This is a genomic window from Bartonella sp. CL266QHHD, from assembly GCF_042195355.1.
Lineage (GTDB): Bacteria > Pseudomonadota > Alphaproteobacteria > Rhizobiales > Rhizobiaceae > Bartonella.
This window is the reverse complement of the sequence record NZ_JBHIOD010000018.1, coordinates 217,517-235,817: the sequence shown is the minus strand read 5'-3', so window position 1 is coordinate 235,817 and position 18,301 is coordinate 217,517. Positions and strand designations below refer to the sequence as shown.

The 18,301-nt window shown below is 39.3% G+C and carries 18 protein-coding genes, 1 tRNA gene and 1 pseudogene; 13 read left to right on the top strand and 7 right to left on the bottom strand.

The annotated features are described in order from the left end of the window. Positions 1-438: 438 nt before the first annotated feature. Positions 439-523, bottom strand: a tRNA-Leu gene (locus ACFIK7_RS02320). 222 nt (positions 524-745) lie between these two features. Between ACFIK7_RS02320 and ACFIK7_RS02315 the strand changes: the two genes are divergently transcribed. The 3 genes from ACFIK7_RS02315 to ACFIK7_RS02305 all read left to right on the top strand — a co-directional run bounded on the left by ACFIK7_RS02315 (position 746) and on the right by ACFIK7_RS02305 (position 2,774). Beyond that, on the top strand, positions 746-1,351 hold the full coding sequence (locus tag ACFIK7_RS02315; protein WP_273790911.1) for a YqaA family protein: 606 nt from the start codon (positions 746-748) through the stop codon (positions 1,349-1,351). Positions 1,352-1,363: 12 nt separating this feature from the next. After that, the gene (locus tag ACFIK7_RS02310; RefSeq protein ID WP_375622893.1) at positions 1,364-1,936 is read left to right on the top strand and encodes a disulfide bond formation protein B; all 573 of its coding nucleotides are present in this window, start codon (positions 1,364-1,366) and stop codon (positions 1,934-1,936) included. A gap of 313 nt (positions 1,937-2,249) precedes the next feature. Next, complete coding sequence (locus ACFIK7_RS02305) at positions 2,250-2,774, top strand: type II toxin-antitoxin system PemK/MazF family toxin (RefSeq protein ID WP_273790913.1); 525 nt, start codon at positions 2,250-2,252, stop codon at positions 2,772-2,774. A 1,073-nt stretch (positions 2,775-3,847) separates the two neighbouring features. Here the strand turns inward: ACFIK7_RS02305 and ACFIK7_RS02300 are convergent. Next, on the bottom strand, positions 3,848-4,060 hold the full coding sequence (locus ACFIK7_RS02300; protein ID WP_375662853.1) for a hypothetical protein: 213 nt from the start codon (positions 4,058-4,060) through the stop codon (positions 3,848-3,850). A 269-nt stretch (positions 4,061-4,329) separates the two neighbouring features. Then, complete coding sequence (locus ACFIK7_RS02295) at positions 4,330-5,016, bottom strand: hypothetical protein (protein WP_375662852.1); 687 nt, start codon at positions 5,014-5,016, stop codon at positions 4,330-4,332. A gap of 1,073 nt (positions 5,017-6,089) precedes the next feature. Here ACFIK7_RS02295 and ACFIK7_RS02290 point away from each other — a divergent pair. The 3 genes and pseudogenes from ACFIK7_RS02290 to dut (ACFIK7_RS02280) all read left to right on the top strand — a co-directional run bounded on the left by ACFIK7_RS02290 (position 6,090) and on the right by dut (ACFIK7_RS02280) (position 8,342). Continuing rightward, positions 6,090-6,899, top strand: coding sequence for a VIT1/CCC1 transporter family protein (locus tag ACFIK7_RS02290; protein WP_375637786.1), 810 nt, complete (start codon positions 6,090-6,092; stop codon positions 6,897-6,899). 259 nt (positions 6,900-7,158) lie between these two features. Then, a complete protein-coding gene (dut, locus tag ACFIK7_RS02285; protein ID WP_375643289.1) occupies positions 7,159-7,689 on the top strand; it encodes a dUTP diphosphatase in 531 nt (176 codons plus the stop codon). 82 nt (positions 7,690-7,771) lie between these two features. Next, a pseudogene (dut, locus tag ACFIK7_RS02280) lies at positions 7,772-8,342 on the top strand (dUTP diphosphatase). Positions 8,343-8,497: 155 nt separating this feature from the next. Here dut (ACFIK7_RS02280) and ACFIK7_RS02275 read toward each other — a convergent pair. The 3 genes from ACFIK7_RS02275 to ACFIK7_RS02265 all read right to left on the bottom strand — a co-directional run bounded on the left by ACFIK7_RS02275 (position 8,498) and on the right by ACFIK7_RS02265 (position 10,875). Further along, complete coding sequence (locus ACFIK7_RS02275; RefSeq protein WP_375654362.1) at positions 8,498-8,620, bottom strand: hypothetical protein; 123 nt, start codon at positions 8,618-8,620, stop codon at positions 8,498-8,500. Positions 8,621-9,394: 774 nt separating this feature from the next. After that, positions 9,395-9,976: a biopolymer transporter ExbD gene (locus ACFIK7_RS02270; protein ID WP_375630957.1), complete on the bottom strand. Its 582-nt coding sequence runs from the start codon at positions 9,974-9,976 to the stop codon at positions 9,395-9,397. Next, positions 9,973-10,875 carry a MotA/TolQ/ExbB proton channel family protein gene (locus ACFIK7_RS02265; protein ID WP_375630956.1) on the bottom strand — a complete coding sequence of 301 codons (903 nt, stop codon included), beginning with the start codon at positions 10,873-10,875 and terminating at the stop codon, positions 9,973-9,975. Before ACFIK7_RS02265 ends, ACFIK7_RS02270 begins: the two co-directional genes overlap by 4 nt. A gap of 1,002 nt (positions 10,876-11,877) precedes the next feature. On the opposite strand from ACFIK7_RS02265, the gene ACFIK7_RS02260 reads away from it, so the two are divergent. Both ACFIK7_RS02260 and ACFIK7_RS02255 read left to right on the top strand, forming a co-directional pair. Beyond that, entirely contained in the window at positions 11,878-12,216 is a 339-nt protein-coding gene (locus tag ACFIK7_RS02260; protein WP_375613241.1) for a YqjD family protein, read from the top strand. Between the two features lie 3 nt (positions 12,217-12,219). Further along, complete coding sequence (locus ACFIK7_RS02255; protein WP_375630955.1) at positions 12,220-12,663, top strand: hypothetical protein; 444 nt, start codon at positions 12,220-12,222, stop codon at positions 12,661-12,663. Between the two features lie 583 nt (positions 12,664-13,246). Here the strand turns inward: ACFIK7_RS02255 and ACFIK7_RS02250 are convergent. Continuing rightward, positions 13,247-14,014 carry a nuclease gene (locus tag ACFIK7_RS02250; RefSeq protein WP_375662851.1) on the bottom strand — a complete coding sequence of 256 codons (768 nt, stop codon included), beginning with the start codon at positions 14,012-14,014 and terminating at the stop codon, positions 13,247-13,249. Between the two features lie 159 nt (positions 14,015-14,173). On the opposite strand from ACFIK7_RS02250, the gene ACFIK7_RS02245 reads away from it, so the two are divergent. Genes ACFIK7_RS02245 through ACFIK7_RS02225 form a run of 5 tightly spaced genes read left to right on the top strand, consistent with a single transcriptional unit; the run spans position 14,174 to position 18,300 of the window. Further along, on the top strand, positions 14,174-14,521 hold the full coding sequence (locus tag ACFIK7_RS02245; protein ID WP_375662850.1) for a TrbC/VirB2 family protein: 348 nt from the start codon (positions 14,174-14,176) through the stop codon (positions 14,519-14,521). Positions 14,522-14,543: 22 nt separating this feature from the next. After that, the gene (locus ACFIK7_RS02240) at positions 14,544-14,870 is read left to right on the top strand and encodes a type IV secretion system protein VirB3 (RefSeq protein WP_375612517.1); all 327 of its coding nucleotides are present in this window, start codon (positions 14,544-14,546) and stop codon (positions 14,868-14,870) included. Next, positions 14,867-17,227 carry a VirB4 family type IV secretion/conjugal transfer ATPase gene (locus ACFIK7_RS02235; protein ID WP_375662849.1) on the top strand — a complete coding sequence of 787 codons (2,361 nt, stop codon included), beginning with the start codon at positions 14,867-14,869 and terminating at the stop codon, positions 17,225-17,227. Before ACFIK7_RS02240 ends, ACFIK7_RS02235 begins: the two co-directional genes overlap by 4 nt. Then, positions 17,224-18,003 (top strand): type IV secretion system protein, encoded by a 780-nt coding sequence (locus ACFIK7_RS02230; RefSeq protein WP_375662848.1) that lies wholly within the window; start codon positions 17,224-17,226, stop codon positions 18,001-18,003. The genes ACFIK7_RS02235 and ACFIK7_RS02230 overlap by 4 nt, the downstream gene beginning before the upstream one ends. Positions 18,004-18,027: 24 nt before the next feature. After that, positions 18,028-18,300 carry an EexN family lipoprotein gene (locus ACFIK7_RS02225; protein ID WP_375662847.1) on the top strand — a complete coding sequence of 91 codons (273 nt, stop codon included), beginning with the start codon at positions 18,028-18,030 and terminating at the stop codon, positions 18,298-18,300. Position 18,301 lies beyond the last annotated feature (1 nt).

Here is an 18,301-nt window from a genome sequence, read left to right as displayed (position 1 = left end):
CACATGCGTGTTTTAAAGAAACATCTCTCAAAACCCTCAAGCCCATTTTGCGAAAGCACCTACAAGAATATAAAATCTATAGAGCACCATCTCTACACTTCATAAAAGTGCAAGCTGGCACCATCCATCATACACTTTACCTCCAATGATGCCCTTGAAACGGCATAAGAGGCATTTTTATTCATTTTTTGTAAAATTTCACTCCACGCGAGCTCATCTAGCTTGTAACGTACGAGCGACATGATTTTGGTTGATTTACTATAAGCAGACTTGAAATGAGAGAATCCTACGGTATTCGAGGTTTTTCATTCAACATGCAAAACATTGAACACGGTCTATAAATCCCATGTTTTATAAATCCCCCCATGTTTTATAAATCCCATGTTTTATAAACCAAAGTGATGCGCCATAACAGGATAAAGGGAAATATTTATGAAGTGGTGCGGGTGGTCGGACTCGAACCGACACTCCTCTCGGAACCAGATTTTGAGTCTGGCGCGTCTACCAGTTCCACCACACCCGCACACTTTTATAAAAGACAGGACTATAAAAGATAGACTTGTCGATTATTCCTTTGCACTATATGAAGAAGCACAGATTCGTCAACAGAAGACTTCTCATTTTTTAAGAATTCATATCATTTTCTTATCTATTTTATGGAATATTTTCTTTATTGGATTTCTCTACCGGATTTATAGCAATCTCATTTGTAAAGTCTTTACCTCTTAAACTTATAAAAAGCCTCATGATATTAAACAAATTAAAGCTTTGGACGATTTCTTTAGCAAATCGGCGTACAGCACCACACTGGCTTGGTTTCATTGCCTTTATTGAAAGTTCTGTTTTTCCAATTCCCATAGATGTTTTATATATTCCGATGCTTCTTATCCATCAAAAGCGGGTTTATCGCTATGCTTTGATTGCGACAATCTGTTCTGTATTAGGAGGCATTGCCGGTTGGTTTATCGGACATTTTGCCTATGATACCCTTGCCAAACCCATTTTAGAAATTTATGGTAAGGTTGAAAGTTTTGAATCTCTGAAAAATAGTGCAACCCTGCAATTTCTAATCATTTTACTGATAACATCAGGTTTTTTTCATCTTCCCCCCATCAAGATTGTCACAATTTTGGCCGGTGTAATGAGTGTACGTCTTGAACTTTTCATGCTTATTTGTATTTTTTCTAGAGGCGCTCGTTTTTATCTTCTCGCGTGGCTGATTAAACATTTTGGACAAAAAGCAATGAATTTTTTAGTACAGCATTTCAAATGGATTGTTCTCATTGGTTGTGTTAGCCTCCTTTTAATTTATGGGATTTTCATAGCTTTTTTAAACAGGAAGCTTTTATAAGGAACAGACTTAATGGCATGCGTTTTGTCTTCTCACCCACTTTTACACAAGCACCTTCATCTTGAACCCAGCAGAAAAGAACAAAGTTTGTGGGCTTTTTTTCTTGCTTTTTGCTTGTCTGCCACAATAGGTATTGCCCTTGGTTTTGAACATTTCGGAGGGTATCTTCCTTGCGATTTATGTCTCATAGAGCGTTTCCCCTATTATGGTGCCATACCATTTTTGCTTTTAGCAGGTTTTGGGGCATATTTTTTTCGCATAACTGCTTGGGTACAACTTTTATTTTTGTGTGTTTTTGTCTTAATGTGCATCAGCCTTGTTTTAGCCATTTATCATGCGGGTGTTGAATATGGCTTTTGGGCTGCTCCCCTCAGTTGTGGTTTAAGCGCAGTGAGAAAAACCTCAGACATTAACCAGCTGCTTAACCAATTAAACAACATTCATCCCCCTTCTTGTTCTGAAGCATCCGCACGCTTTCTTTTTCTTTCATTTGCCGGTTGGAATGTCGTCTCAAGCCTATTTTTCAGCCTTATAAGCCTCTATATTACTTCAAAAGGCATTCTTTCAAGCAATAAAAAACTCTAACCATAAAATAGAAACGAAACCGCGTTCACTCGTTCTCTCCAATCGCTTCCCCCCTAACCAACAACTCTCCAGTCACCAATCCCCACCCAAAACCACCCACCGCCAAACCACCCCACCGCCAAACCAACCCACCAACACCAACGAGTCACCAACATCCCTCCTCTAGCGTTGTACTCAAAAGACAAAAATAAGCAGATACATCCATTTTATGGTTTCACCTCTCTGTACTTATAAGCAACATTTTGATAAAAACTCGTGATAGAAAAGCCGTAAAATAATAAGTGAGGGGACCGATAAATATAAATGGTCTGCTATGGCTGAAGATAAGAACACAGAGCCTTCTACCCTATCACCTATTTCCTTAGATATAACCAAACTTGAAGAACCATGTGTTATGATGGAACATGATCATAATGCATGGCGTGAGCATATAAAAGAAAGGGATTTAAATGCGCCTTACGAAAAACCACCTCATATAAAACCACGAATCAAATCGGCACCACGCATCAGGCAAGTTTTTTGGTGCGATTTTCCTCATGATTCGATACTCCCTGAATTTTGGAAAAAGCGGCCTGTTTTAGTGCTTTCTAAGAATGCAAAATTATATGGAAATGTGACAGTTTTACCTTTTTCAACGAAATCACAACCCAATAATCCCGCTGCGTATCCAATACAATCTCCCATAGAGAATAAAAAAGCGTGGATTATCTGCAATTATGTCACAACAGTTTCTGTAAGTCGTTTAAGTTGCTCACGTACCGTTCCAAGGTTATCCTGCGAAGATTTTCATAAAGTTGTAGCTCTGATGCTCAAATATTTACCGCATTTACAGTATTGACTTTTGGGAAAAATAAGTGTACCTATATCAGCATACACGGCATCAGTAATGGTGACCGCTTCCCCGCAAGGGGAGATAGGAACGAAGGAGTGGGAAACCGCTCCTTTCGTCATTTTTGGTATTTTTTTGAAAACTGCCATTTTTTGCAACCTCCCCTAGAACATATCCAACATTCATTCTCCACCGTTGTTGTTTTGAAATATCTGCGATTTGGGGTAAGCAGAAGACAATATCCACACCTTGGATCCGGTAAAGTTTCCCATGGAAATTACCGAGATATTGTACATACTTATCATTTCATTGCACAAAAAATCATGCTGCCGTTGCTTAAACTTTATATGATTTTCCGCAATGGGAATATCTTTCCAAGATTGAAAAAAAGCTTCGCTTTATATGACCACACCTCAAACGATCGTATTTGACGAGATAACAAAGAAAATTCTCTAATAAACCAGAAATCAACACCCGACCGATTTCTATCTCTTCACCAAAAACAATTGTTTATTGCCCTAACCACATTATTTCACCGGTCACATGATCTAACATAGCTTTTGCAGATAGATTTTCTTCCCTCTTCTCCTAGAAACGATCTATGCTATTTTGGGATTTACTACTAAATTGCTTATGCTTGCGCTTTGAATGCCTTTTTTCTCACCATATAAAAGGTAGATAAAAAAATAATTTCGTTTATCAGCTTTATTTTAAAGACATACCTATTTTTACAGGATACGTTTTCCTTTCTATCAGCCCTATCGCGTTCAATACACTTGTCGTTTCTAAACATGAACAACCAAACATCACAACGGAGCAATAGACACCCATCACTTTCATTGGCACTTGCATTGACAAGAGATAAACAAGAGTATTGATCATCACACACGGAGCAAAAATCTATAGCGACTACGCCATAGACTTTCGCCACGCACGGGTTATTCTTAAAGCATATTTATGATGAGATAATCATTTATGACATCCTTTTTGTTACACCACAAAACGGGTTTTGCTAACGAGTTTTACTATTGTGCAAATTTTTCAAGAGAAATCCTCACTCGCTCATAGATGACAAGATTTCTTTATGGAGAGAGCCTATGGCGCTCAGCTTTGACCTTTTCCATAACAACGATAAGTTCAAACTTTAACCAACGCGATAATAGACCTATTCTAAACGATTTACGCACCACCTCATCGGCAACAGGCTGCTTCAATATTGGTGCATTTATCGGTGCATTGACTTGAGGATTTTTTGCACTTCCACGCACCGTAAAAAAAGAAAATATTTTTATCATTTTCAGCTCCAGTTCAGTTGATCTGGATTTTAAAATGACCAAAAAAATCAAACAAAAATAGAGAGGTAAGTTACGAAAACTACAGGGTAAATTTTACTGCCCCAAAATGTCTATTTTCCCCCGCCTGAACAGTCAGAGGAACACTATAAAAATTATTTTCATTGAAAAACAATTACTTATAATCTAGGGAAGAAAAGTAAAAATCTCCCCCAGAAAAAGAGATTACCTTCAAAATTATCAAAAAAAACAGCACAATTTTACTGATCTTTTTATTTTTTTTCTTTTGATAAAAGAGAGCTGGCAGGTGTCTTAGGCGCCCCTCCGGTAGGTTCCCAATTCGCAACAGCCGCTAATTCCTCAATGAGCTTCTCTCTTGGTAAATTATCATCATCCACCAACTTGTACTGAACGGCATTGTCACTAAGCCACTTTATAAGCGTTCCTTTAACAGTTTTACCACCCTCAGCCTCACTCACCGCTTCCCATGCCGCAACCACCGCCGCAAGCTTTGGAGCATAACGTAGATTCGTTGGATCTTGAAACGCATATTTTTGATCCTTAGTCTCAGCAGAATCATCCTCAGGGAAAAAAACTTTAGGTCTCTTACCACGCAATAAAAGCCATTTCCTCAAATCATCTAAGGAAACAACAGAAGAATCTTGAACAATAGGATTCTCGTGCAAACGCTTCCCCCACAAATCGCAATGATCATACCCTTCTACCCTTAATTTTCCCTCTTTTGCTTCTCTTACTATGTCACTATAAACAGCTCGGAATAAAGCAGTTTTATTAGACGGTACTGAATACCCTCCTTCGTAAATATTACTGTCTCCAGGTCTGAGTGCGTTGGTAAATTTACATATGAGTGGATTCAAGCCCGCTATCAATAACGCTGCCTGCAGTATTGTTAGTTTTGGAGAACGTAAAAGCCATTCTAAACTTTCATCAATTTCCATATATTCCCCGCTTTTTCTACGAAACTTAACATATTTTTCAAAATGCTAAGAGCAATCTCCTTCACTACACAGAGATTATACTCCCCTCACATTGCAACTTATCACACTTTTTAATAATCCCACACCCACACCCTTCCTTGTGATACACAAAAAAATGATTTGAATTGATTTAAGATAAGAAGTTTTGAAATGAGAGAATCCTACTGAATTTTGGGCTTTCATACAAGATATCAGGCAAGTTACAAGGCGATAAATGCCCCTTCATAAAGTGTAAATTTTTATGCGTGATCAAACAATTTGATATGATAATATCTCTGTCATTTATGCACTCCCACCCTTAAACCTGCCCCTGCAATTACAGCACAAAAGATAATTCGTTACACGCTAACAAATCCACCTAAATGCAAAAGCTGTAACAACGCTAAAATGCGCGTAAATATCATAAGAATACTGTCTTACACCTCCACAAGCAGAATGAGTGGCGTAAAACTGTACAATAAAATGCCATGCCTATAATGAACCGTGCTAAAGACTGTCGCAACACTGGGAGCTAAGGTGTATGATGATGCCAGCTTGCTCTTTTATGAAGCGTAAAGATTAAGAAGACTCAATGGAGTTTATATTATTTCATGGAAATTTTGCGGCTCTACCCTTCTATACTCTTCACGGGGGCCCACCCTCGCGAAATGGGCTTTTATCCCTTGAAAAAGGTCTCTTTTAAAGAATCATTTCAAATTCTAAGAGCTGTTACAGTCTTTTGAACGCATCAAATGAATGATGATGCTAGCTTATTCCTTTCCTATATTCTCGAGCATCAATACATTAGAATGCTCCATTCAAACGCCCCTGTAGCAAAATAAAGCACATTGTCTCTTAAATTTTTTCACGTAATCATTTCTTTCATGCGCCCCTGTCGTCTCCATTTAATGAATCTCCTTATACTTTCTCAGCATCCCATCACCTTTTTTCTCAGTGCAACCTTTTTGTAATTTGTCAGTTTTTAACTTTTAGATTGACTTTCGGTTTATTTTTCTTATGTTTTAGAATTATTCTAAAGTGCAGAGGAACAGAAAATGTTGAGATCGTTTTTTTCATTTGTACAACGTAAAGCTCTGTCCTTTCGTTCAGCACAAAACGTGATACTTAAAGCGCTCAAATTAAAAGAGCAACATGCGGCGCTCTATTTAAAATATGCAAAAGCTCTAGAACCTTATTCCTCTAAGGAAGCCGCGGTTTTTACCGCTATGGGGCTTCAAGAGCTTAAAAATTATAAGCAACTTTTGTGCCTTTCTTGTCATAATCGTGCAAACACTATCGGTTCATTATGTGACAAAACTTCTCTTGTGAAAGAAAAGAGCCGCCATCCCTCCCAAAAAACAACAGCGGCAAATCACACCATAAAAAAACCTTCAAAAACGCAAAGACAAACACTTTTGACTTGGATTCAACCAGGTCTTGCAGGATTAATGGATGGCTCTGTCTCTACCCTTGCCCCCATTTTTGCCGCAGCTTTTGCCACGGGAGACACGCATCAAACTTTTTTGATAGGGCTCTCAGCTTCAATTGGTGCGGGACTTTCAATGGGTTTTACAGAAGCAGCCCATGATGACGGCAAATTATCAGGGCGTGGTTCGCCATTAAAAAGAGGTCTTGCCAGCGGCATCATGACAACATTAGGAGGACTAGGTCATACTCTTCCCTATTTGATCAACTCTTTTTATGTAGCGACAATTATTGCTTTTATCATTGTTTTTTTCGAACTAGGCGCCATCGTCTGGATTCAGAACAAATTCATGTCCACTCCCTTTTGGCGCGCCTCTTTACAGGTCATCATTGGTGGTGCTCTGGTTTTTGCCACGGGTATTCTTATCGGTAGTATCTAAAAAATCTTATCTGTAACCATAATTTAGATCTCAAATAAGCGCATGCCCCTAGGCATAAGCCATCCTTGATGATGCCATTATTGAAAAATGCCATTGATAATGTTAGGTGGTGTTGTGGAATATTTTAGGTCAGTAAGAGATGATAAGCAAGCTCTGGGGACAACCTATATCCACACACCTTTATCGACTTGGTTTTATAGATATCTTTTGTTAAAGTATCATTTTCTTCTAGACCTCATATTTTGGAAATGCCTCGATCATGTCGCACACTGAAACAAACGCCTCTCTAAACAACCATCCTGTCTCTTCTCAATCTTCACGTGCCCAGACTTTATTTGTTCAGCGTCTTGCACACGGACAAGGTTTAGAACTTCCTTGCTACGCGACAGCGGGTTCTGCGGGTCTTGATCTACGGGCAGCAATTGGAGAAGAAGAAACGCTTGTTCTTGCCCCTGGGCAGCGGGCACTTATTCCAACAGGTCTCATTTTTCATTTATCTCTTGGGTTTGAAGCACAAATACGTCCACGCTCTGGCTTAGCCTTAAAACACGGCATCACATGCCTCAACACTCCAGGAACGATTGATAGTGACTACCGTGGTGAAGTCAAAGTCCTTCTTATCAATTTAGGACAAGAAGACTTTTCAATCCAACGGGGCATGCGCATTGCCCAAACAGTCATCGCCCCCGTATCCCAAGTTAATGTTTGCGCCATTGAACCAGAGCAAAATACCCAAAGCCATAACGAGAGCCGTGGAACAGGAGGTTTTGGTTCAACGGGACACACTTAAGAAGCTCTGAAAATCGCTCCTCTCAAAATAACACATACTTATTCCAACCACTCTTTCACTTAAAACCCCTTGGGCTTTTAAAGTGCAAAAGGAGTGCGCATTTGCTTTCAAAGTTTTTTCACTAAACGCCCCTCTAAACGGGCATCCTTACTCTTCTCCTGTCTCTTCTCAATCTTCACATGCCCAGACTTTATCCGTTCAGCATCTTGCACTTGGGACAAGAAAGCTTCCTCATTACGCAACGGCTGGTTCTGCGGGTCTTGGATTTACAAGCAGCAAATTGGTAAAGAAGAAACGCTTGTTCTTGCCCCTGGGCAGCGGGCACTTATTCCAACAGGTCTCATTTTTCATTTATCACGTGGGGTTTGAAGCACGCATCCGTCCACGCTCTGGCTTAGCCTTAAAACACGGGCATCACATGCCTCAACACTCTAAGAACGATTGAGTGTGACTATCCGGAAGTGAAGTCAAACTCCTTCTTATCAATTTAGGACAAGAAGACTTTTCCATTTAAACAGGGCATGCGCATTGCCCAAACAGTCATCGCCCCCGTATCTCAAGTTAATGTTTGCGCCATTGAACCAGAGCAAAACACCCAAAGCCATAACGAGAGCCGTGGAACAGGAGGTTTTGGTTCAACGGGACACACTTAAGAAGCTCTGAAAAATCGCTCCTCTCAAAATAACACACATACTTATTCCAACCACTCTTTCACTGGAAATTCTTTGCGCTTTTAAAGTGCAGAAGGAATGCGCATTTGCTTTCAAAGTTTTTTCACTAAACGCACCTCTAAACAATCATCTCTCAATTACGTCTCGTGCGCTATACAAAACTTCATTAACACCAGATACCCCTCCCCCATAACAAAAACATTGGCATTAACCATTGAGCGTTCACACACTGCTTGTAATGTCGACAATCTATACATCATACTGGAAATTCTTTGCGCTTTTAAAGTGCAGAAGGAGTGCGCATTTGCTTTCAAAGTTTTTTCACTAAACGCTGCTCTAAACAATCATCTCTCAATTACGTCTCGTGCGCTATACAAAACTTCATTAACACCCGATCCCCCTCCCCCATAACAAAAACATTGGCATTAACCATTGAGCGTTCACACACTGCTTGTAATGTCGACAATCTATACATCATATTGATTTATAATAATAATCAATTGTCTTTCAACTTAAATGAGAGATCTCAGTACTGTAAGATTGTTTCATGGCAAGCCTATTGATATTAAATCAATCAAAAGCATGTTTCTCACATTCCAAACGTGGCTAGCATGTAGATAAAAACTGAAAAAATGCCTACAATGAATACGTATATTAACACTGTCTTGGAAAAAAATATAAATACGATAATGGTGCTCGCTTACTCTTTTATTAAGCATAAAGAGAGTGAGGTTCGATAGATTTTTTGATTATTTTACGGGGGCTTTACGGTTATACCATTTATGAACACCGCCGCAAAAAGGGCTTTAAGATGTATTAAGACACACAACAATCGCCTCTGCTGTTTTCTTGATCGCACCTCTTGCGGCAAGATGAGTAGTGCTTAATCCTAAAAAACCGATTCAATATATGAATCCCCTGCATAATATCAAACCCATGCGTATTTGGTTTAATAAATCCACGGAACCCTCATCAATTTCACTCTACGACTTTGAGTAATATGCTTTGCTTCCTGCAACAAAGGCTGTTTTTTATCACTGATCAGAGACATCGGCTGGAATATTAGCGTTTCCCGTAGTGCTCGTTGTTACGGCATCCACATGCCCCACAACGTTACCGCCCGCTCCATCGACAGCAGCGTTCGCTACCCCTGTTGTTTTATTATTGATCTCACCTCTTGAGACAAGATTGGTAGAGTTTTGCAATCCTACAAGACCGATTTTATGATATCCAGCCATGCGTATTTGATTTAATAAATCGATGACAGTACCATAATCAATTTCGCTATCCGCTTTGATTAAAATTTTTGTCTCTAAATTTTGCGTCGTTTCCCTCAACAAAGCTTCTCTCAAAGCTGCTTGTTCTACAAGATGATCACCAATGTAAAGAGAACGATCTTTTTGCAACGTAACATAAAGAGGTTCATCAGACTGAACCACTGAAGGTGCTTGAGTTATAGAAGGAAGCTGAACGGAAATGGCAGATGTTGCCAAAGGCGCTGCAACCATAAAAACAATAAGCAACACCAATACAACATCAATAAAAGGGGTCACATTGATTTCGCTTTGCAACCCACTCTCGTCTATATCCCAATCATTATTAAGGCTTGCTTTCATTTTTTATGACTTTTCTGTTGTCTTTGTCTATCAAGTTCACGGCTCAAGAGCCTTTCAAGAGCAGCAGCGATATCACCTAAATCACTACGATAACCACTCAAAGCACGCATAAGGCTATTATACATAACAACGGCGGGAATAGCCACAAAAAGCCCAACAGCCGTTGCGAATAAGGCTTCAGCAATTCCAGGCGCCACCACATCAAGTCGCGTTGTTTGAGACTGAGCAATCCCAATAAAAGAATTCATAATTCCCCAAACAGTTGCAAAAAGACCAACAAAAGGAGCAATTGCGCCAATAGTTGCAAGAACAGCGCTTCCACATGCAACACGGCGTGTAGCAGCCAGCAAGCAGCGTGACAAAAGTGAATGAACCCTTTCTTTTAAACCTTCATGAACATCACGAGCCTTAGCATCGCGAACATCGCGGGAAACATCTTCATATTGATTGCTCTCCTCATAAAAGAGAATATCTTCAATCGTTTGTGCCCTTTCCTCTGTACTGGTTTTTTCACCAGAGCTTTCGTTTATCCCTTCAGGAGCAGAAAAATGAACCTGTTGTGCAGAAAGATACACCTCTTTAAGGACTTCTTTGAGAAAAAACACACCAGCCCCTTTGCTTTCTTTCAAGCTCGCTGCCAAACGCGTAAGAGTCTGAGCATTTAGAACCAATTGAAGTTCATGACGTACTCTTCGTTTTACCAAAGTGATCTCAACAATTTTCACAAAAGCAATTGTCCAAGACATAAGAGAAGCAAGTAACAAAATAATGATAACGGCTTTCACCACCCAATCAGCAGCCATAAACATAGAAAGAGGAGAAAAATCATGCACTGTCAATACAGCAGACATATTATCTAAAGGGACTGTTTTATCTAAAGGGACTGTTTCAGATTCCATTTTTATCTCACATTCTTGTGCTCTTATCTTTATTTATGAGCTGGATCGTCACCCCGCATAGCATCACTGTTCCAAAATGCCACTACCCTTTTAACGTCACTTGTGTATTCCTCTTAAGAAAGAAAACTTGATAAATCAAGTATAGTTTTATTTCACAAGCTCTCTCTTGTTTTAAAGAAATTACTCAAGAAATTTTTCTCTAACAATTCAACAAGTTTATCTTACCCAATCAATTTATTGCATAAATTAGGCAAAATGATAAACTTACAAGAAGTATCGCATATAATATTTTAATTTATAAGAATAATTTATCATCGTTCCTGTTAAATAAATCTCTCATATCGCAAAGTTTCTCTCATTTCAGCGGCTCTTTTAAAGCCAACAAAATATTTGCTTACATGAAACAAGCAGCAAAAATATCATAAAACTCTTGAAGAAAAGGATACGCACATCTCTAAAAACCCGTGCACTGAAGTACCTCTTCTACCCTAAAATAAAAATATACCTTACGTTTAAAAAAAGAACTATCGCAATATTTTAAACTGACCAAAAGTATCATGGGGAGCGCGTGTTGCCCCCAAATACATAGAGAGCAAAGAGCCGCAATATTATTTTCTTTTTCTTCTGCAAAAGCATAAAAATGACATTATTTCTGCCGCAAAATCACAACAACGATGTTTTTTACCTGTCACAAGCCTAAAAAATAAACCTCAACAGGCTTTTTAAAAAACTTTTATAAAAAACTGCGCCACGAGAAACTGAAGAATGGTGCTAAATTGCTGCAAAAGCATAAGACAATTCTCAACAGATGCGACCCTTTACAGACAAAGCATATCGTATAGGAAAGATTTATTTTATCAAAAACAGTTTTAAATTCGACAAAATGAAAGGAACCAAAAAAAGCTTTTGGCGTTACTCAAGCAGTGAAAATTTTCACTCCAATGCAAATGATCACTATGAACACACCAATACAAATATAATGAATCAAGAGGGAAAAATACCATGGCCCATAATAAAACAACACAGCACGATAAATCAGCCGTAGAAAAAGACCAACAAAAAGACCTACAAGGACAATTAGAAACGTTACGCACTGAAATTTCAGGGATTACCTCAACCCTAACAGATCTTGGTGCAAACAAATTTAACGCCGCCAAAGACAAAGCGGAAAAACTATATCACTCAGCGAAAGAAAGTGGTGAAGACATGATGTCTCAAGCAAAAGACAAAATCAGTGATCTTGAACAAACCATGAATCAATGCGTTCGCAAAAATCCTGGCAAAAGCGTTTTGTTTGCCGCAGGGGTTGGTTTTATTCTTTCTCAATTACTGCGTCGTTAAGCAATGCATAAGTTTATCGCGCCTCTTTTAAACCATCTTGTCGGTGGAGGGCTTAAAAGCACAGTCAAGCAAGTACGCCTTCAAGCAATTTTCTATGGGTTTATTGGCATTTCATTCTTCATGTCTTTGCTTTTTTTATGTACCATCGGTTTTATTGCGTTATGTTCTGTTATGAAGCCTCTTGCTGCCGCCAGTATCATGTTTTTAATTTGTCTTTCTCTTGCGGGATTAGGTCTTATTATCAGTCGCGTTCTCAAAACTTATCAACGCTATGACCAACAAAAAAAGACAGAAGAACAACGCCACAAACTCATGACAGATGCGACCGTTTCCAGCCTTGCAGCTCTCAGTCAACATCTCCCTTTTGCCAAATTGGGTGTTCCCATTCTCGGACTTGCAACTTATTTTTTGTGGAAAAAAGATAAAAAAGACCGCTTTTCAAAGTAAAATATGTAAAACTGTCACTCTAAATTCCCCCTCAGTGTGCTTTCTTTTATAGCAAAAGAAAGCACATTTTTTTCCTCATAGTCTCTTTAGCTTCTTCAAAAGCCTGAAAAAAAATCCCCTTCATTTTGCTAAAAATTCCATAGAACCGCTACACTCTCTTTCAGATTGCAACCCATATTTCATGAACATAACAACATAAGGCAAAACTTACATTAAAAATTCTGGTTTGATTTGAAGCAATTGGTTGTTTTTTGAAGGCAAGGTGTTTTCAGTTTTACCTTTTCTCTATTTTTTCATAAACCTTTTTTCATGACCATAGGTCACATCAGTAGTTTGCATGTGTTCAGATTTTTCTGAACACTCATGTTTGTTACAATGACTATTTTGTTTAGGGGAAGGAAACGCGCTCTCCCATAGCGCTGTAGTGAGCAACCTATATGCGTAAGCGAGCTTTAAACACAACAATTTTCCATAACGAGCGTTGTCCACCAAGGACTGTGTGGATTATAATTAACTTTTTTCTGATAAGATTTGCAGTAGAATATTGTCTTGATTTATAAATAGCGCTTGAGAGAACGCTTTATCAATTATGGTCAATGGGATTATAGCTTCCATGATCTCTTCGCCAATCTTCTGGTTGTTGAAATTGGCTCGACCATAAACCGTTTTGTGCTTTTTGAGCAGCAGATTGTAAGTTTTTATAGTCTGCTGGGGATGGAAAATGATGCTGATCTTTTGTCAACACCATCAACCCTTCAGCAAGCCCCAACCGCGCCAGATCAACCCCATCTACAAAACATTGTGCATAATGAACCTGTTGAACGACACGTGCTTGCCGACAAGTAACCTTTTTATCAATTGTTTTTGAAACAAGCCAAGCCGTAACAAAAGCACCGCAAGGCCACTTAACTCCGTTGCGTGAGGCAAATTGCCTCATTTCACAGCTTTCCACACCATATAAGCGGATATCACGGATGATCTTTTTTCTCCACCCATCATCTACAAGCGTAATCATTTTAAAGGTCACACCACTTGTAACCTGTATAGCACCGGAATAGACCGGCACATTTTCTTCATAAAATTGTGATGCGAGTTCTTCATAAAATTGTGATGCGAGTGGTTCTGGATGCAATACCACATTTTGTTGGTTTACGTCTTGTTGGTTTGCATAATCTATCAATTGTGACTTCGGATTTTGAACGGGGTTTCCAATTGTCTTTTCTGATCCTTTTAAAAAAGAAGTTTGAGTAAGTTGTTCATTATGTTGACTTAAATAAAAGTATCCTAAAATAATAATACAAATTAAGATAATATATTTAGGCGCTGATCGAAGATATTTTAAAAGTATCATTTTGAATATTGCTGTATTTTATTGTTCATTAAATAATAAAAGATTAAATATTATTAATTTATCGATAGAAAAAAATATTTTTTTCATTTATATGATTCCCGAATAATATTTTGAATATTAATTTTATAAACAACTTAAACATAAAGCGGGGAAATTTTCATGAAAAACATGAATAATTCGTTCAGTTGTGAACATACCTTACAAAAAACTATTCTATCCAACACCCAAAAGAAATGGTTAACAGCAGCATTGATGCTGTTTATTGCCTTCATGGCACTGAGTGAACCAGCATTTGCCGCAGGTGACTTCGGAAAAGTTGACGATGCGCTTAAAAAAATAATTGAAGCTTTAACAGGAAACATTGCAAAATCAATCGCAACCATTGCCGTTGCTGGTATTGGGCTTGCATGGATTGCTGGTTATGTTGAAATGCGTAAAGCTTTTTTCGTTTGTGTTGGCATCGGCATTGTTATGGGTGCATCGCAAATCGTATCAATGCTTTCCTAATTAAACTTTGCCTTTCAAAGCCATGAAAGAGCACGACAAGCTAACAGAAGATACGTTATTTCTTGCTTGCACGCGCCCTGCAATGATTGCGGGCGTGACGGTGGAAGCTATGGGATTAAATGGGATAGGAACGATGATATTGTTCATTATGGCAGGCAATATTTTTTTTCTAACCTTTGGTGTGATGCTGCATTTCATATTCAAGGAAATTCTAAAGCATGACCATAACAAATTTCGTATTCTTCTGACATGGCAAAAGACATCTATTTTTGCCAGAAATTCGAGTCTATGGGGTGGGGGAAGTATTTCTCCATTACGATTAATTCGTAATTATGAGGAATTACAATGAATAGAACAGAGCGCAAACGTGAAAAGCAGCCAGAGGCGATCATTCCTTATGTGCGCCATGTCAACAAGCACATCATTGCGCTGGATTCACGCGCTCTCATGAGCGTTATTAAACTTGAAGGCATTAACTTTGAGACAGCGGATATTATTGATCTGAATGTGCTTCACGAACAGCTCAATAATCTGTTTAAAAACATAGCGGATGAACGGATAGCGCTTTATAGCCATATTATCAGAAAGCGTGAAACTGTTTATCCGGATGGGACTTTCAGATCGACATTTGCCAAGCAATTAGATGATAAATATCGCGACCGGATGATTTCACAGGAGCTTTATCGCAATGATCTTTATCTTTCTATTTTGTGGAATCCACACGTTGATCAAACGGATAAATTAGTGGAGTTTTTCAAACGTTTAGGCAAAGCCAAGCAAGAAAAGACAGAAGTTGATGCAGAGTCCATTCGCAAGCTTGAAGATATTACAACAGATCTTATTCAAAATTTAGAGCGCTATGGTGCAAGAAGATTGAGTCTTTATGAACATGAAGGCAATATTTATTCGCAGCAAAGTGAGTTTATCCACCAATTGGTGGGAGGTCGTCGTGAACGTATCCCTCTCACATGGGGGACGATAGCTTCGACTGTTTATTCAGACCGTCTCATTTTTGGAAAAGAGATCATAGAAATACGCACCGAGGCGGCACAGCGGTTTGCGGGCATGTTTGGTTGGAAAGAATATCCAGCAAAAACCAGGGTAGGCATGGCGGATGGTTTGCTCACCCTTCCCTTTGAGTTTATTTTCACCCAATCTTTTATTTTCAAGAGCAAAAACATTGCCAAGCAGATTATGGGGCGCAAACAAAACCAAATGGTCAATGCAGGAGACCGTGCGGGCTCACAAATTATGGAACTTGATGATGCGCTTGATGATCTTGAATCCAATCGTTTTGTTTTAGGGGAGCATCATTTATCATTGGCAGTTTTTGCTGATACGCCGCAAGAGTTAGCGGATAATCTTGCCAAAGCGCGTTCTCGTCTTACAGATGGTGGGGCTGTCATTGCGCGGGAAGATTTAGGGTTAGCGGCGGCTTGGTGGGCACAATTGCCTGGCAATTATGCTTATCGCACCCGCTCTGGTGCAATAACAAGCCGCAATTATGCAGCGCTTTCTCCATTTCATTCTTTTCCGGTTGGGAAAATAGATGGCAATGTGTGGGGACCAGCGGTAGCCTTGATGAAAACCTCTGCTGGTTCACCGTTTTATTTTAACTTTCACTTTGGTGATTTAGGCAATACGTTTGTTTGTGGTCCCTCTGGTTCTGGGAAAACGGTTATTGTTAATTTTCTTTTAGCGCAACTTCAAAAGCATGATCCCAATATGGTCTTTTTTGACAAAGATCGGGGCGCAGAACTTTTTGTCAGAGCGGGTGGCGGCACTTATATGCCCTTGAAGAATGGTAGACCGACAGGCATAGCACCGCTAAAAGGCTTAGACTATAACAATCCAGCAGATAGAGTTTTTTTACGCCAATGGATTATCAAGCTTGTTTCTTCTGAAGATCAAAAGATCAGTGAATCAGAAAGACAAGATATTTCTGCTGCTGTTGACCAACTTGCCTTGTTGCCAAAAGAACAACGGACAATATCGGCCTTACAAATGTTTTTTGACACCACGCACAGGGAGGGGATAGCGGGTCGTTTAGAAAGATGGTGTAAAGGCAATGCCTTAGGGTGGGTTTTTGACAATCCTGATGACGACATTGGCATTGATGCAAAATTTATTGGTTATGACATGACGGATTTTTTAGACAATAATGAAATTCGTCCCCCCTTAATGATGTATCTTTTTCATAGGATTTTGTCTCTGATTGATGGACGTCGTATTATCATTGTCATTGATGAGTTTTGGAAAGCCTTAGAGGATGATTCCTTTAAAGCCTTTGCGCAAGACAGGCTGAAAACTATCCGTAAACAAAATGGTTTGATGTTGTTTGCAACGCAATCTCCCAAAGATGCGATCAATTCGACCATTGCCCACACCATTATAGAGCAATGCCCCACACAAATTTATTTTCCCAATCAAAAGGGCAATCATGGGGATTATGTAGAAGGTTTTAAATTATCGGACAGAGAATTTAACCTGATACAATCAGAATTAAGCCGTGAGTCACGGCGTTTTCTCATCAAACAAGGACAAAGTTCAGTTGTAGCAGAGCTAAATTTACGCGGCTTTGATGATGAAATAGCCATTTTAAGTGGCACCACCAAGAATATTGAACTCCTAGAGACCATTATGGATGAAGTTGGACAATCTCCAGAAAAATGGCTTCCTATTTTTCAAGAAAGGTCAAAGCAATGAAAAAACTTTTATTGGCAACAGCTCTTTGCGCAATTTCTTTTGGTTTAACAACCAATTCATTTGGTTTTGGCGGTATTGTATTTGATCCCAAGGCTTTTGGACAAATGATTAAACAAGTTCAACAAGGCCAACAACAGCTTAACAAGTTGCAAGAACAAATTCAACAAGGTGCACAACAGCTTGACCAATTAAAGAGCCAACTCGATCAAGCGAAACAATTATATAACTCCCTAAATGTCAAGCCTGACATTTCGGGATTGAAAGAGATGTTTAACAAGCAAGGGAGCAGTGGCGCCCTTCCTTCTGACTTTAACCACTTTCAACAATCGATGGGCAGCGGCGGCGGTGGCGGTGGCGGCGGCGGCGGCAGCAAAAACACGCAAAAATGGCAAGAAGAACTTAAATACAAAGAGCCCGCGGGGGGCGCAGACTCAAAAGAGGCAGTAGATGCTTTTTACGCACAAGAAGTGAAAAAAGCTGAACAGCGCGTAGTAGGAGAAGCGGCAAAAGGCCAGGACGTCTACGAAGAAGCCAGTGAAACACAAAAAAACATTACCAAGCTCCTTGACGAACTTGGAAGTACTAAAGATGCGGGTAAAATTCAAGGCATTCAAGCACAATTATCAGCGGTACAAGCAGACCTCCAAGCAAAAATACTCCAAATGCAAGCCGCCATGATGATTCAACAAGCAGAAGAAAAAGCTGCAAAACAACGTGAAATGGAAGAATTTAAAGCGCGATACAAAGCTTTAGCCAAAACACTGCGTGGTCAATAAACGGGAGAAAAGAGGGGCTTGAATATGAACAAGATCATCATAACAACATTGCTACTTTGCACAGGGCTCATCACCACTGGATGTGAAAAAACCCATAGCGTAGAAGAATTTAAGAAAGATCACAAATTATACGAAAAATGGAAAATGAAATGTATGACATCAGGGGATCTCGATTCGCAAAATTGTAAAAACGCAGAGCAAGCTTATCGTGAGAGTCTTCCAACATGGGGATGGGGGAGAACTGGCTCAACAAATGACGATAAACAAGAATCTGAAAAGAAACAGGACAGTCATTAAT

Excerpts from the sequence above, each read along its gene's own strand:
- ACFIK7_RS02315 (WP_273790911.1), top strand. The coding sequence starts at position 746 with ATGATATTAAACAAATTAAAGCTTTGGACGATTTCTTTAGCAAATCGG.
- ACFIK7_RS02310 (WP_375622893.1), top strand. The coding sequence starts at position 1,364 with ATGGCATGCGTTTTGTCTTCTCACCCACTTTTACACAAGCACCTTCAT.
- ACFIK7_RS02305 (WP_273790913.1), top strand. The coding sequence starts at position 2,250 with ATGGCTGAAGATAAGAACACAGAGCCTTCTACCCTATCACCTATTTCC.
- ACFIK7_RS02300 (WP_375662853.1), bottom strand. The coding sequence starts at position 4,060 with ATGATAAAAATATTTTCTTTTTTTACGGTGCGTGGAAGTGCAAAAAAT.
- ACFIK7_RS02295 (WP_375662852.1), bottom strand. The coding sequence starts at position 5,016 with ATGGAAATTGATGAAAGTTTAGAATGGCTTTTACGTTCTCCAAAACTA.
- ACFIK7_RS02290 (WP_375637786.1), top strand. The coding sequence starts at position 6,090 with ATGTTGAGATCGTTTTTTTCATTTGTACAACGTAAAGCTCTGTCCTTT.
- dut (WP_375643289.1), top strand. The coding sequence starts at position 7,159 with ATGTCGCACACTGAAACAAACGCCTCTCTAAACAACCATCCTGTCTCT.
- ACFIK7_RS02275 (WP_375654362.1), bottom strand. The coding sequence starts at position 8,620 with ATGATGTATAGATTGTCGACATTACAAGCAGTGTGTGAACGCTCAATG.
- ACFIK7_RS02270 (WP_375630957.1), bottom strand. The coding sequence starts at position 9,976 with ATGAAAGCAAGCCTTAATAATGATTGGGATATAGACGAGAGTGGGTTG.
- ACFIK7_RS02265 (WP_375630956.1), bottom strand. The coding sequence starts at position 10,875 with ATGGAATCTGAAACAGTCCCTTTAGATAAAACAGTCCCTTTAGATAAT.
- ACFIK7_RS02260 (WP_375613241.1), top strand. The coding sequence starts at position 11,878 with ATGGCCCATAATAAAACAACACAGCACGATAAATCAGCCGTAGAAAAA.
- ACFIK7_RS02255 (WP_375630955.1), top strand. The coding sequence starts at position 12,220 with ATGCATAAGTTTATCGCGCCTCTTTTAAACCATCTTGTCGGTGGAGGG.
- ACFIK7_RS02250 (WP_375662851.1), bottom strand. The coding sequence starts at position 14,014 with ATGATACTTTTAAAATATCTTCGATCAGCGCCTAAATATATTATCTTA.
- ACFIK7_RS02245 (WP_375662850.1), top strand. The coding sequence starts at position 14,174 with ATGAAAAACATGAATAATTCGTTCAGTTGTGAACATACCTTACAAAAA.
- ACFIK7_RS02240 (WP_375612517.1), top strand. The coding sequence starts at position 14,544 with ATGAAAGAGCACGACAAGCTAACAGAAGATACGTTATTTCTTGCTTGC.
- ACFIK7_RS02235 (WP_375662849.1), top strand. The coding sequence starts at position 14,867 with ATGAATAGAACAGAGCGCAAACGTGAAAAGCAGCCAGAGGCGATCATT.
- ACFIK7_RS02230 (WP_375662848.1), top strand. The coding sequence starts at position 17,224 with ATGAAAAAACTTTTATTGGCAACAGCTCTTTGCGCAATTTCTTTTGGT.
- ACFIK7_RS02225 (WP_375662847.1), top strand. The coding sequence starts at position 18,028 with ATGAACAAGATCATCATAACAACATTGCTACTTTGCACAGGGCTCATC.